General features: G+C 54.5%; 16 protein-coding genes and 1 pseudogene. 8 read left to right on the forward strand and 9 right to left on the reverse strand.

Annotated elements, in window-relative coordinates; all coding sequences use genetic code 11:
* Nucleotide 1: 1 nt before the first annotated feature.
* Nucleotides 2-724 (reverse strand): protein TolQ, encoded by a 723-nt coding sequence (tolQ, locus tag AB8615_RS07850; RefSeq protein WP_409432057.1) that lies wholly within the window; start codon nt 722-724, stop codon nt 2-4.
* 307 nt (nt 725-1,031) lie between these two features.
* On the opposite strand from tolQ, the gene AB8615_RS07855 reads away from it, so the two are divergent.
* Nucleotides 1,032-1,400 (forward strand): hypothetical protein, encoded by a 369-nt coding sequence (locus AB8615_RS07855; protein ID WP_409432058.1) that lies wholly within the window; start codon nt 1,032-1,034, stop codon nt 1,398-1,400.
* Nucleotides 1,387-1,989, forward strand: coding sequence for a DUF1287 domain-containing protein (locus AB8615_RS07860; protein WP_418152097.1), 603 nt, complete (start codon nt 1,387-1,389; stop codon nt 1,987-1,989). Before AB8615_RS07855 ends, AB8615_RS07860 begins: the two co-directional genes overlap by 14 nt.
* On the opposite strand, the gene AB8615_RS07865 is transcribed toward AB8615_RS07860, so the two are convergent.
* Together AB8615_RS07865 and AB8615_RS07870 are read right to left on the reverse strand one after the other, a co-directional pair.
* Entirely contained in the window at nt 1,990-2,502 is a 513-nt protein-coding gene (locus tag AB8615_RS07865) for a hypothetical protein (protein ID WP_409432060.1), read from the reverse strand.
* A 38-nt stretch (nt 2,503-2,540) separates the two neighbouring features.
* Complete coding sequence (locus AB8615_RS07870; RefSeq protein WP_418152099.1) at nt 2,541-2,894, reverse strand: DUF3088 family protein; 354 nt, start codon at nt 2,892-2,894, stop codon at nt 2,541-2,543.
* 128 nt (nt 2,895-3,022) lie between these two features.
* On the opposite strand from AB8615_RS07870, the gene AB8615_RS07875 reads away from it, so the two are divergent.
* Nucleotides 3,023-3,358 (forward strand): hypothetical protein, encoded by a 336-nt coding sequence (locus AB8615_RS07875; RefSeq protein ID WP_418152101.1) that lies wholly within the window; start codon nt 3,023-3,025, stop codon nt 3,356-3,358.
* Between the two features lie 13 nt (nt 3,359-3,371).
* Here the strand turns inward: AB8615_RS07875 and AB8615_RS07880 are convergent, their stop codons facing one another.
* From AB8615_RS07880 to AB8615_RS07905, 6 genes and pseudogenes are all read right to left on the reverse strand, one after another.
* Entirely contained in the window at nt 3,372-3,827 is a 456-nt protein-coding gene (locus AB8615_RS07880) for a YbgC/FadM family acyl-CoA thioesterase (RefSeq protein WP_418152103.1), read from the reverse strand.
* Nucleotides 3,820-4,825: pseudogene (ruvB, locus tag AB8615_RS07885) on the reverse strand (Holliday junction branch migration DNA helicase RuvB). The gene AB8615_RS07880 and the pseudogene ruvB overlap by 8 nt, the downstream one beginning before the upstream one ends.
* A gap of 51 nt (nt 4,826-4,876) precedes the next feature.
* Nucleotides 4,877-5,515, reverse strand: coding sequence for a Holliday junction branch migration protein RuvA (gene ruvA / locus AB8615_RS07890; RefSeq protein ID WP_409432065.1), 639 nt, complete (start codon nt 5,513-5,515; stop codon nt 4,877-4,879).
* On the reverse strand, nt 5,512-6,018 hold the full coding sequence (gene ruvC, locus AB8615_RS07895; protein WP_409432066.1) for a crossover junction endodeoxyribonuclease RuvC: 507 nt from the start codon (nt 6,016-6,018) through the stop codon (nt 5,512-5,514). The genes ruvA and ruvC overlap by 4 nt, the downstream gene beginning before the upstream one ends.
* Before the next feature lie 121 nt (nt 6,019-6,139).
* Entirely contained in the window at nt 6,140-7,570 is a 1,431-nt protein-coding gene (locus AB8615_RS07900) for a TadE/TadG family type IV pilus assembly protein (RefSeq protein WP_409432067.1), read from the reverse strand.
* 99 nt (nt 7,571-7,669) lie between these two features.
* The gene (locus AB8615_RS07905) at nt 7,670-8,407 is read right to left on the reverse strand and encodes a L,D-transpeptidase family protein (protein WP_409432068.1); all 738 of its coding nucleotides are present in this window, start codon (nt 8,405-8,407) and stop codon (nt 7,670-7,672) included.
* Nucleotides 8,408-8,652: 245 nt separating this feature from the next.
* On the opposite strand from AB8615_RS07905, the gene AB8615_RS07910 reads away from it, so the two are divergent.
* The 5 genes from AB8615_RS07910 (at nt 8,653) to AB8615_RS07930 (ending at nt 11,918) form a co-directional block, all read left to right on the forward strand.
* Nucleotides 8,653-8,895: a hypothetical protein gene (locus tag AB8615_RS07910; RefSeq protein ID WP_418152106.1), complete on the forward strand. Its 243-nt coding sequence runs from the start codon at nt 8,653-8,655 to the stop codon at nt 8,893-8,895.
* Nucleotides 8,852-9,298, forward strand: a complete 447-nt coding sequence (locus tag AB8615_RS07915) for a hypothetical protein (protein WP_418152108.1) — start codon at nt 8,852-8,854, stop codon at nt 9,296-9,298. Before AB8615_RS07910 ends, AB8615_RS07915 begins: the two co-directional genes overlap by 44 nt.
* A gap of 404 nt (nt 9,299-9,702) precedes the next feature.
* Nucleotides 9,703-11,193 (forward strand): replicative DNA helicase, encoded by a 1,491-nt coding sequence (locus AB8615_RS07920; protein ID WP_409434084.1) that lies wholly within the window; start codon nt 9,703-9,705, stop codon nt 11,191-11,193.
* A gap of 79 nt (nt 11,194-11,272) precedes the next feature.
* Entirely contained in the window at nt 11,273-11,515 is a 243-nt protein-coding gene (locus AB8615_RS07925; RefSeq protein WP_418152109.1) for a hypothetical protein, read from the forward strand.
* On the forward strand, nt 11,499-11,918 hold the full coding sequence (locus AB8615_RS07930) for a DsbA family protein (protein WP_418152111.1): 420 nt from the start codon (nt 11,499-11,501) through the stop codon (nt 11,916-11,918). The genes AB8615_RS07925 and AB8615_RS07930 overlap by 17 nt, the downstream gene beginning before the upstream one ends.
* Nucleotides 11,919-12,201 lie beyond the last annotated feature (283 nt).

Consider the following 12,201-nt stretch of genomic DNA (forward strand, 5'->3'; position numbering starts at 1 on the left):
CCTAAATACCCTTGCTAAGCTTACGCGACAGGATCGCAGATAATTCGTCGGCATAGCCCTCCAAGCGGCCGCCATATTTTTCCAAATCAGACGTAAAGACGTTATAGAAAATCAACGCGGGGATCGCTGCGATCAGGCCCAAAGCCGTCGCGAACAGCGCTTCCGCAATGCCGGGCGCAACCACGGATAGGTTCGTATTCTGGCTGGCGGCAATCGCGCGGAACGCATTCATAATGCCCCAGACAGTCCCAAATAGCCCCACAAACACAGACGCCGAGGCGACCGTCGCAAGGACGGTCATGCCCTTAGATGCCTTCGCCATTTCGCGGTTCACAACAAGGTTCATCACGCTATCAATTCGCTCATGCGTCGCTTGATCAGATCGTCCGCCCGTTGTCGTATTGCTTTCATTATACTCTCGCATCGCAGCAGAGAATACGCGCGCCATCGGGTCTCGCGTGTCATTGCCAAGTGCGGCGGCGAGTTCGTCCAGCGTGCGGCCAGACCAGAATGTATCTTCAAAGGCTGTCGCGCGGCGGCGCAGCATAAAGAACATCACAGCCTTATTAATCGCGACAACCCATGACCAGATAGAAGCCACGGCCAGCAAGATCATGACAGAGCGCACAACCCAGTCAGCCATTTTAAACAAGGACCAGAAGGAGAAATCTCCACTGTGAACATCGCCCAATGGGGCGGAGGCTTGGAATATGAGTTCAAACATTGACGTCCTGCTTTTCTGTTGGGCTTCGCCTCTCAGGCGATTAGCCAGAATCTTTATGTCGAATTAAGGGCATTCGCCCCCTTATGACCAATTAACAGGCTGTAAGGTGACAAAACCGCCTTGCGCAATGCAATATAGGGTCAGTTTAGAAAGAAAGTCTTAACCATAGACCCACAACATGGATCACAATATAGTTTGATATATTCAAACATCATTCACACAGATTATGCCAAACCATAGTCAAAGATACGTCATAATTTCGTCTGTATTTCAAAGCTATAAACGCTTAAACCCATTAGGAGGCCCTATGCGCCACATCGTTACACTCTCTCTGCTCAGCGCGGTCGCTATTGCGGGCTGCGGCTCTACGCCCGAACCCGTTGCACCAGAAGTCATCATAGCCGCGCCAGTCCAAACTTGCGCGCCTGTCAGTGCGCTTCAAAAAGTTGTCATTCCGGCTGAGACGAAAATTCAATACGCGATCACGCAGATTGAAAATCCGCCTTACGCCCCGATTGAGAGCAAGGTGAAGCAAGTCCGTGTCGTTAAGCCCGCCGAGGTGATCTACGTGGACTCTGAAGGCCGTCAAGCGCTCGATATTTGTGAGCGCGACCAAATCGAAATTGGCCCGATTGGCCCGGGTGCCGGTGAACTCGTTCCTGATGTTGAAGGTTAGTCGCACACTATTACTAAGCGTCGTCCTCGCGGCAACAGCGTCTCTCGCGCCAGCCGCCTTCGCCAATACGGCGGAGGCATTGGTCGATGCCGCGCAAGTCCATACGCTCTCTAACGTGCGTTATGACGGCAAATATGTGCGGCTGGATTACCCTGGCGGCGATGTTGACCCCAGCACTGGCGTCTGCACCGACGTCATCATTCGCAGCTTCCGCGCCGCATTTGGCTATGATCTGCAAAAGGTCGTGCATGAGGATATGCGCGCGAATTTTTCGGCCTATCCCGCGAATTGGGGGCTGTCCCGCCCTGACAAAAATATCGACCACCGCCGCGTGCCAAACCTAGAGACTTATTTCAAACGCAAAGGCGCAGCCTTGCCGAAATCAACAGACGCATCGAACTACCTGCCTGGCGATATAGTCAGTTGGCGCATTGGTGGGCGTTTGCCGCATATCGGGATTGTGACCGACCGCACAGCGCCAGACGGCACGCCGCTAATTGTCCACAATATCGGCGCTGGTCCTGTCGAGGATAACATCCTGTTTGCCTACCCAATGACAGGGCATTTCCGCTATGTGCCAACCGAATAGCTAGCGAGAGAAAGCATAAGTGCTACGCGTGATAAATGCCTCTGACGCCTCAAATTTCACATCTTTGCGAATCTGAAACTCTTTAGGAGCAACCCTATACGCCATGCGGATTGTCGCGGGCTGATTATCGTCTTCGCCCGCATGTTCGGTCATAAACATCACCTCACCTGCCTCACCCGTTTGGCTTTGGATCACGACGTAACCATCGACCAAGCGACCATCTTCGGAGAGCTTGATCGTATCAGTCCCGTCTTCCCACGGCTCATCGGGATAGGAGATGGTATAGGTTATCTGCCTAGACTCTGGAGCTTGGATAGAGACTTTCGTCGCGATTTCTGCCATCTCGCCGCTGCTATAATCCAAATAGGTCAAACTCCCGACCCAATCATCGCCCGTCAGAACAGCCAGGTCAGACAGGCTTACCGTCGGCCCCTCCGCGCTATATTCAACTGCGGGGGTGCAGGCTTGTAGACCCACAGCGAACACAAATCCTAGTGTCATTAATTTCATCATATTCATCTCCCGCACTAACTTCCGCACTAACTTCCTCACTAATTTCCTCTGGGCATGGGCGTGCCAAACCGGGCCGCGTAATATTTTCCGATGTCGCGCGCATTATTGAGAAAGCGCTGCCCGCGACGGGTCATGATCCCGCAATCCTCAAATGCTGGCGCGTCCTCTGCGAGACACAAAGTCGGGCAGTTCTGGTTCTTATCACCCAATAATTCCACCATCTCCGCGCGCGGTTTATCGATCGGCTGATAGCGAATATCGACAGCCTCTTTGATCGCAGGGAAATAGCTCAGCAGCCCCCACATCTCCGCACATTCAGGACAATATTCCCGCCGTGAGTTATCGGCAAAGCCCGGGGGAGTAGAAACAAAATATCTCGCGTCATTTCGCATATACTTTCAAAGTTTAATCCACCGGCCGTCGACTACGACACCTGCGGGGTAAATTGCACGCAAGAGGGTTAGGCCTTGGCCATTCATAATCTGTTTGACACTCAATATGCAACGTGTCAGCGAAACTTATGCAATTTAAAGACTTATCATTCTGGGGCATTTTCAAAATCAGTCTGATCGTCGAGCATTTAATAACGGTATTACTTATGCCGCTCATGCTCATTGGCCATTTTGTCATGCCAGAGAAAATCAACTTTGATATAACCTCTAAATGGAAAATTGGGTTTTTGACCGCAGACACAGATGGCCTGATTGGGGCACTCGTCATCATACCATTATTATTCTTCACCATTTGCATTGGCGCTATCGTCAAGGCCGCTGTTCTGCACTTCATCGCGCAAAAAACGCGCTTAGGCCGCATCAAAATTAGTAAGGATGTTAGCGTGCAAGAAGTTTTCACTTGAGCGCACAACCTTATCACTCCAAATAAGGCCCCAACCGCTCGACCATCCACTTCGGTGGGCGTTTTGGGCGGCCTTCGGGGGTTATGCAGGCGGCTTCTGATACAGCAGTCACGAGCAGTTCATCGCCGCGATAGCACGCTTGGCTGACCCATAACCGCGCACCTTTGAAGCTGTCATAGGTCGTCACAATCGTCAGGTGATCATCAATCCGCGCGGGCTTTTGATAGTCCAGCTCGATCTTACGAATGGCGAAGGCGAGCGGGTCGTCTGCGTCCCACAAATCCGCGTGATTAAACCCAACGAGGCGGAAATAACTGCTCCGCGCGCGCTCGAAAAACCGCAGGTAATTCGCGTAATAAACAATGCCCGTAAAGTCCGTGTCTTCATAAAACACCCGCAGCGGATAATGATGCGCCCGCCCGTGAAACTCCCCCATGGTGGGGGTCATAGACGATTTAGGCTTACCCATCTGTGCCGTCTCCGAATAGTTTAGGGGCGAGCGGTTGAACGGGGGCTGCGAGGCCTAGATGGGCGAAAGCGCGTGCTGTTGCGACGCGACCGCGCGGCGTGCGCTGCAAAAAGCCCTGCTGAATGAGGTATGGCTCAATCACGTCTTCCAACGCATCGCGGGCCTCTGACAAAGCGGCTGCCAGCGTGTCTGCGCCGACAGGTCCACCGCCAAACATCTCGCACAGCGCGTGGAGATAGCGCATATCCTGCTTATCCAGGCCAATATCATCGACGCCCAATCGCCGCAGCGCTGCATCCGCCGCAGCCGCATCGACCGTCATGTGCCCTGCGTCTTCGGATAAATCGCGCACACGGCGTAGCAAGCGGCCAGCCACCCTCGGAGTCCCGCGCGCCCGACCAGCAATTTCTCGCGCGCCGTCCGCTGTCATGTCGAGGTCGAGCTTTCCTGCCCCCCGCGCGACAATCTTGGTCAGTTCTGATACATCGTAAAATTCTAGCCGCACAGGGATGCCGAAGCGATCTCGCAAAGGCGTGGCGAGCAGCCCTGCCCGCGTCGTTGCGCCGATGAGGGTGAACGGCGCAATGTCGATCTTGATGCTCCGCGCGGCGGGGCCTTCGCCGATGATCAAGTCTAGCTCGAAATCCTCCATGGCGGGGATACAGCACCTCTTCGACCACGGGATTGAGGCGGTGGATTTCATCGATGAACAGCACATCATTAGGCTCTAGGTTCGTCAGCAGCGCGGCCAGATCGCCCGCCTTGGAAATCACAGGGCCAGAGGTCGAGCGGAAATTCACGCCAAGCTCTCGCGCCACGATCTGCGACAAGGTCGTCTTGCCCAGCCCCGGCGGGCCAGAGAGCAGCAAGTGATCGAGCGCTTCGCCGCGTCGCCGCGCGGCCTCTACATAGACTTGCAGGTTCGCAATCGCCGCTTTTTGCCCGACGAAATCTGCAAAGGACAAAGGCCGCAAGGCACGGTCACGCCCATCGCCCATCTGGCTATCGCTTCCTATGATGCGCTCTTCGGTCAATGACTGGCTCAGCTCCTACTGACTTAATTCTTTTAGCGCCACTTTGATCAGGTCATCGAGCGGCGGGTCTTCGGGGAAAGTGTTATAGGCCTGCGCCACGGCCCGCAAGGCATCCGATTGCGGGATGCCGAGATTGACCAGCGCGGAAATAGCGTCATTGCGCAGTGCCATATCGGACAGACCTTCTGTGCGCGAAGCCTCGGTCGTGCCGCTACTAGACGGCTTGGTAAAGACGGGCTGAAATCCGCGACCCACGGGGGCGGGCTTGCCAGATAATTCTATCGCGATGCGTCCCGCCAGTTTTGGCCCGACGCCTGACGCGCGTGCAAAGGCGGTTTTGTCTTCTAGGCTCGCCGCAGAGAGTATCTCGCCTGGGCTCATTATATCGAGGATCGCCAGCGCCGCTTTCGGCCCCACGCCTTGGACGGATTGCAGACGCGTAAACCACGCGCGCTCTTCCTCAGAGTGAAAGCCAAAGAGCGTGATTGCCGTTTCGCGGACATGGGTTTCGACGTGCAAACGCACAGCCTCCCCCTCCACGAGTTGTCCAAGTGTGCGCGACCCGCATTGCAGGAGGTAGCCCACACCGCCGCAATCAACAATCGCCTCGCCTGTACCTGCCATCAAACAGACACCAGAAATCATGCCAATCATACGGCTCTCCGAAGGATAGAATTTGCGGACCCGACGCGATGGCTGTGACAGACGGCAATGGCCAGCGCATCCGCCGCGTCGCCCGCCTTAACGCCGCACCCCGGCAGCAGGATATTCATCATATGCGCGACTTGCGCTTTGTCTGCCGTGCCTGTGCCGACGACAGATTTCTTCACAAGGCGCGGCGCGTATTCGCCGACATTCAAGCCCTGCCCTGTAGCGGCCAAAATACAGGCCGCCCGCGCCTGGCCCAGCTTCAGCGCGCTCATGGCATTATCTTTCATAAACATATCTTCGACGCCCGCCTCTTGCGGTTGATATAGCGACATGACCTCGATCAACGCCAGATGCAGAAAGCTCAGACGGCTAGGCAGCGGTTCTTTACGGGGGGGACGTATCACGCCGTGGGCGATGTGGCGCAATTTGCTGCCTTGAACCTCGATCACGCCCCATCCACACGCCACAAGGGACGGGTCCAGGCCAATGATGCGGGTCGATTCCATAAGAGAACACTAGGCGAACATTTGCGCTCTGCCAAGGATTAATGGGTTAAGGAAAGGTTACTCGCCGATTGACCTCAAACGGCAAATACCCCTTTAAAAACCAACTTTGTGAGGCAAGAACCTACTTTGTGAGGCGAATTTCACCCTGCAAGCGCTTGGATAAGCTTCGGAAAGTGCCGACCAGAGCGTCATTGCTGCCCGCTGAATAGGCATGAGACGGAGTAGAGGCACAATCCCGCAATAGCGCGATTTGGTTCGGCTTATTGACCATAAACGAGATCGTATAAAGTTCGATGCCGTCGGCTTTGATCTCTTCACACAACTCGGCGGTGCGATCATTGGTCTCCGGCGCGAATTCTCCCAATTCAAGCGTCGCAACATAAGGCGGAGAATTAAGCTTGGCTTGGTTCGCGGCGTCCGTCTTCACCTTCGCATAATTGCGGCCATCCGACATCAGCACCATGATTTGCTTTGTCGGCTTGCTGGAGTCGCTCTCGTCAAACGGCGCTTCTGGCGAGAGGACACGACGACCCCAAGCCAGTCCCATCGGCATAAAGGTATCGCCCGTCCCTGTCAGTTTTGACGTCTCAGTCTTTAACTTCTCATAGTCATTGGTGAGCGGCACAATGGGCCTCGGGCAGTCAACATTTACATTGACGGAGAGGCCTGTGGCTTCCATCGGCTGAAAATTTAGCAAGCCTTGGATACGGCGGCTGTAATTACTGTCTTCAAGATCATCGGGCGCTGGGCGGATACCCACACACCCTTGCCAGACACTATCAGTGGTGGCGGATTGCGTTTCATATGTTGTTGTCGTGTCGCAAACATCTTTGTCATAGGTGTAATCTTCACCGTCGCGTATGATTGTAGTGGCTTCTTTGCGACAGTTAGAGCTTGTATGCGTAGCCTGCTGCCATGTGCGGTCCGTCGAATAACCCGTTGGCACGTCCAACCAGTTTTCGCCGCTCTGATCCAAACCGACATTGACGTATTTCGAAAACGGCACCATCGCGATTTTCGTGTCACTGCCACTATCTTCAACGGCTTTAATTAATTCACCGACGCCCAGCTTCAAGGCGCCGATGCGGCCCTGCATGTTCATTGACGCTGTATTATCCAACACCAGAGCAATCTCTGTGCCGTCAACGGCAGACATTTGCGATACGGAATTCGCAGACAAATACATCGTCTCCTTGCCGATCAATTTCCCGAAAGCGAGCTTATATGGCACGCGGGCATTCACATTGATTGTGCTGCCCGTCATCGTGACTGTTGGCTTTGGAAACTTCGTATCATAGCCGTTTGCGATCATAACGTCATGCGAGAGTTTTGTGTAATCTGTTTGATCGTCAGCCTTAGCTGTACTCATTGCCAAGGCCGCCGCAAGAACCGCGCTATCGGCCTGCGCTTGCAATCCGTCTCTCGATTTGACCATGCCGCTATAGTCGATAGCCGCAGCGATCCCCGTCATCAAGACCACAGAAATACACGCAAATGAGATGGCAATATTGCCGCCTTCATCGCGTTTGAATTTGTCCCAGCGCCTAAGCATCCCACATGCTCCCTTCTATGTGTTCCAGGTTGCATTAGCCCAAAAACGTCATAAAAAGTGTAAAATTTATGGTTACTAAAGCCCTAAGACGGGCGGGGATTATTGCGGCAATTCTCCAAACACATAGTGTTTATCCGTGACCGTGACATTGGGCGGGCGCTTCCGTGTTTCGAACCAATCCCAACCCTCTTGGAGGTTTTCCCAGAACGCTGCATTGGGATTGTCCGCAAAGGCATCTAAATTTGCATCCGTCATCGGGAACGGAAAAGCGTGGACGCGCACAACGCTTTGCCCGCCTGCATGGGCTGCGTCCACTAAGGTATAAATCTCCTCCACCCCCGCATCCGTCATGGCGTAACATCCAATCGAGACGCATTTGCCGTGAACCATCAGGAAGTCACCCGTCCGCCCATGCGCCCGATCAAAGGCATTGGGATAGCCCAGATTAAACGACAGGTGATAGCTGCTATTGGGGTTCATCCGCGCGGGCGTGACAAAGTAGAAGCCTTCGGGCGATTGCCCGTCGCCTTGTTTAAGCTTTGGGCCAAGCGCGCCAGAATAATAACAAACCTCCCACCGCTTAAACGGCACATACTTGCCTGCTGTGTTCTGGACGAAGGCTTCAAGATACCCCCGTTGGTCGTCCACGCTCTGCGTCTTGGTGATCCGCAGAAAGATCGGACTGCCGAGGGTGAGATCCTTCGCGGCCAGAGATTTCTGAAGCTTCGGCGTCCATGTCGCAATCGCCTTTTCGCTCCGTGTTGAACTTGCGGCGTCACTGCACCCAAAGGTCAGCAGAGCCATGACCGCAAGACAGATCGTAATTAAATAGCGCATGCTCTTGGCCTAGTCAGATGTCATGCGGGAGGCAAGCCGCGCGCTGCGAATTAATTAATTCCCCACTCGCCGTTCACCTCCCGCTCATCTTCATGGCGGGATTTCGCCTTATTCTCGCGATTACGGCGCAGAGCTGCCACATTACCAAAACATTGCCTTAAAATTATCACAGAGCCAGCAAAGCCTCGCCCTACTCGCCTGCCAAATAGGTGTCATCGAAACGAACCACTTATTGGAGGGCTACCATGACTAAACTTTTGAAAACCGCCGCGATTGCCGCATTGATTACAGGCTTCGCCAACACAGCGTCCGCGCTGGAAATAACCAACCCGCTAGACGTGCCGGGCATTGGCTATGAATTACTGGATGGCCCCGCGGTCAGCGAGACACGCGATGTCTTGCCCGCCCTGTCCAAGACAGCGAGAATCGGCGTGGCCCGCATTGATGGCGGCTCGCCTGATCCCAACGCCTTACGCCGAGGAGTTTGACTGGAAGATGCTTAACAAGCGCGCCGACTTGAACATCGAAGTGATGAATGCGGGCGACTACCTCAAATACATTCCAGAGATCCCGTTCCAAGGCATAGACACGGATAACAAGATCGACGAGATACGCCTGACCGCTGCCAATGAAGGCTATAGCCACGTCATTATCTACGGCATGGGCACGGATGCTTACTGGGCGAGCTTTGGCGGCAAAGCACTGCGCGAAACGGGCCTAACGATTGATCCGAATTGCGATAGCTGGGATAAGGCGCAAGCCAAAGCCCTCCTCGTCGACAGCTATACGGGCGAAGTTCTCGGCGCAGCGAAAGCCGATGATGTGACCTATAATATCGGCTACCTCGCCGATGATGTGGAAACACTGCTGACGCGGCTGACGACAGCCTAGTCCCCTCATAATTCGCTGGGTGTCCCCCATTCTCCGCTCAGCGAACCGGCAGATGCGTTGTCTCTCTCCTCGCGCATCTGCTACCATCGCCGTGACCGCCGAGCGGTGTACCCCGCAGGGGTTTGCGGCGATGCTACGATTTATCCACAGCACACCGCACTTCATCCACAATACGGCTAAGATATACATAGGAATTAATTCCTTGACTAAATTTATGTGAAAATCTACCAAAGATTCCCTGCACAGCGCGTGGCGCTTCGCAAATTTACTGATAGACACGACCCATGGATAACGACCCGAACAGCCCGCCACCCTATGACGCCCCGCCCCCAGGCATGGACGATCAACAAATGGACGGCCCTGCCCCAATAGGTGACCCAACGGGCAGCGGCACGGGCGGCTCTATGCTCGGCGATAACGTCATCAGCATCACCGACCGCCTCTCCCAAGACATCCCCCATGACGCCGATGCCGAGCAAGCCCTCCTCGGCGCGCTGTTGTTTGACAATGAAGTCTATCACCGCGTGTCAGGCATTGTGCAGGCCAAGCATTTCTACATTCCGATGAATGTGAAAATTTATGAGACTGTTTCCAAGCTGATCGAGCAAGGCAAGCTGGCGGATGCGATTATCCTCAAGAATCGGTTTTCAAAAGACAATGAACTCGACGATATTGGCGGCGTGGAATATCTCGCCCTCCTGCTCGATAATGCTCCGCCTGGTTCTACCGCGCCCGAATATGCCAAGCTCGTCTTCGACATGGCGATGCGCCGCGAATTGATCCGCCTCTCTGACGACATCAAGACCGAAGCGACCAACCCCGCCTCTGAAACCGACGCGCGGGAGCAGATCACGACAGCCGAGAGCAAACTCTATAACCTCGCCGAAATAGGCGGCACCCAGTCGGGTTTCGTATCGTTCGAGCAAGCCTTGATCAAATCTATTGAAATGGCATCGGCCGCCTATTCGCGGGACGGGCATTTATCCGGCACAGCGACAGGGCTGATTGATTTGGATCGGCAACTCGGCGGGATGCACCGCTCTGACCTCATTATCCTTGCGGGGCGTCCGTCCATGGGCAAGACCTCGCTCGCGACCAATATCGCCTTCAATATCGCCAAGAAATTCAAGCGGGAGCGTGATGAAAACGGTCTGGAAAAAACGGTCGACGGCGGCGTGGTTGGCTTCTTCAGCCTAGAGATGAGCAGCGAACAGCTCGCCACGCGATTACTGGCAGAGCACTCGGGCGTGCCGTCCCACAAAATTCGGCGCGGCGATATTTCGATGGAGCAATATGAGCATATCCGCGACGCCGCCGACGAAATTTCCCGCATCCCACTGCACATTGACGATACGGGCGGTATCTCTATCGGCGCGATGTCAGCGCGCGCACGCCGCCTCAAACGCATGGTCGGGCTCGATATGATCGTGGTCGACTACTTGCAGCTTTTGACGGGCGGTGCGGGCATGAACGCGAATACGAACCGCGTGCAAGAAGTCTCGATGATCACGCAAGGCCTGAAAGCGCTGGCCAAAGAACTCGACATTCCCGTGCTGGCCCTCGCGCAGCTCTCGCGGCAAGTGGAACAGCGCGATGACAAACGCCCGCAGCTCTCAGACCTGCGCGAATCCGGCTCGATCGAACAAGACGCAGACGTCGTGATGTTCGTCTTCCGCGAAGAATATTACGTCGCCCGCTCTGAACCGTCAGAGGGCACGGACGAGCATCTAAAATGGCAAGAGGACATGGAAAAACTCCACGGCAAAGCCGAAGTCATCGTCGGCAAACAACGCCACGGCCCCATCGGCACCGTCAAACTCTCCTTCAACCCCGACCTCACAAAGTTCGGCAATCTCGCCCCCGATGATGACTTTCAGAGCGGGGGTGGGTATTAACCGTCACGGGTCGCTTATGTCCACTTTGGGGCTTTGAGCTCTTGCTACCCAAGGCACCTATTTCCAAAGGGAGAAACACATGGAAGTGATTGACGTATATTGGTCGTTTAGAAGTCCTTATTCTTACCTTGTGACGCCTGACTTGGTGAAACTGGCCCAGGATTACGATGTTCAAATCAACCTAAAGGTCGTTCTGCCCATCGCAGTGCGCGCAAAGTCGTCTCTGTTTGATGCGTCTAATCGCAAGCCCGCCATGTATATCGTGATGGACTCTCTCCGCCGTGCTCAATTCCTCGAGCCTGCCCATGATTTTTCCGCCTAAACCTGATCCCGTTGTTCAAAATTATGAGACTCTGGAGGTCGCAGAGGATCAGCCGCTGATAATGCGCTTGGCCAAGCTGGGTGTGGAGGCGCAGCGGCGCGGACAAGGTCTTGCTTTCGCACAAGTCGTTTCCGCAGTGATTTTTGGTGGAACAGAAGATTGGGACAAAGGCGATCACTTAGCGAAAGCAGCGCGTTCCGTCGGTTTGGATTTGGACGAGATGGAAAAGGCAATCGCAGCGAGCGATCACCTCGACGAGATCAACCGTAATCATGCAGACTTGGATGCGGCCGGACATTGGGGTGTGCCGACTATGGTTGTCAGGGGCGAGCCGTTCTTTGGTCAGGACCGAATAGACACGCTTCGCTGGCGCCTTGATCAATACGGGTTAAGACGGATTTGAAGCGTTTTAATCTCTGAATCTCTAATGTCTCCTTTGGGGATATTACAGAAATCTCAACAGACTAATCCCCGCCTTTGCACCGTGTGATACAACACCCTCGTTCTTCTGATCTTGGGACAGGAACGCGTCAGGTTTTGGATCAGAGGACGGTGTGGTTAAGCGTATCCGGAGTGACAGCCGCGTGCGTGACCCTTTTTAAGCGGGGCCGATCATTTTGATATTCTAAGGAATATCTCGATGCGAACAACTGGCCGCTGATCAACAAACACCGCCGCGAAGCTAC

Origin of the sequence: Litorimonas sp. RW-G-Af-16, assembly GCF_048319245.1 — a bacterium.
In the GTDB taxonomy this organism is placed as follows: domain Bacteria; phylum Pseudomonadota; class Alphaproteobacteria; order Caulobacterales; family Maricaulaceae; genus Litorimonas.

Bases quoted from the DNA above. Each gene is read 5' to 3' on its own strand.
- tolQ (WP_409432057.1), bottom strand. From the start codon at position 724: ATGTTTGAACTCATATTCCAAGCCTCCGCCCCATTGGGCGATGTTCAC.
- AB8615_RS07855 (WP_409432058.1), top strand. From the start codon at position 1,032: ATGCGCCACATCGTTACACTCTCTCTGCTCAGCGCGGTCGCTATTGCG.
- AB8615_RS07860 (WP_418152097.1), top strand. From the start codon at position 1,387: ATGTTGAAGGTTAGTCGCACACTATTACTAAGCGTCGTCCTCGCGGCA.
- AB8615_RS07865 (WP_409432060.1), bottom strand. From the start codon at position 2,502: ATGATGAAATTAATGACACTAGGATTTGTGTTCGCTGTGGGTCTACAA.
- AB8615_RS07870 (WP_418152099.1), bottom strand. From the start codon at position 2,894: ATGCGAAATGACGCGAGATATTTTGTTTCTACTCCCCCGGGCTTTGCC.
- AB8615_RS07875 (WP_418152101.1), top strand. From the start codon at position 3,023: ATGCAATTTAAAGACTTATCATTCTGGGGCATTTTCAAAATCAGTCTG.
- AB8615_RS07880 (WP_418152103.1), bottom strand. From the start codon at position 3,827: ATGGGTAAGCCTAAATCGTCTATGACCCCCACCATGGGGGAGTTTCAC.
- ruvA (WP_409432065.1), bottom strand. From the start codon at position 5,515: ATGATTGGCATGATTTCTGGTGTCTGTTTGATGGCAGGTACAGGCGAG.
- ruvC (WP_409432066.1), bottom strand. From the start codon at position 6,018: ATGGAATCGACCCGCATCATTGGCCTGGACCCGTCCCTTGTGGCGTGT.
- AB8615_RS07900 (WP_409432067.1), bottom strand. From the start codon at position 7,570: ATGCTTAGGCGCTGGGACAAATTCAAACGCGATGAAGGCGGCAATATT.
- AB8615_RS07905 (WP_409432068.1), bottom strand. From the start codon at position 8,407: ATGCGCTATTTAATTACGATCTGTCTTGCGGTCATGGCTCTGCTGACC.
- AB8615_RS07910 (WP_418152106.1), top strand. From the start codon at position 8,653: ATGACTAAACTTTTGAAAACCGCCGCGATTGCCGCATTGATTACAGGC.
- AB8615_RS07915 (WP_418152108.1), top strand. From the start codon at position 8,852: ATGGCGGCTCGCCTGATCCCAACGCCTTACGCCGAGGAGTTTGACTGG.
- AB8615_RS07920 (WP_409434084.1), top strand. From the start codon at position 9,703: ATGCTCGGCGATAACGTCATCAGCATCACCGACCGCCTCTCCCAAGAC.
- AB8615_RS07925 (WP_418152109.1), top strand. From the start codon at position 11,273: ATGGAAGTGATTGACGTATATTGGTCGTTTAGAAGTCCTTATTCTTAC.
- AB8615_RS07930 (WP_418152111.1), top strand. From the start codon at position 11,499: ATGATTTTTCCGCCTAAACCTGATCCCGTTGTTCAAAATTATGAGACT.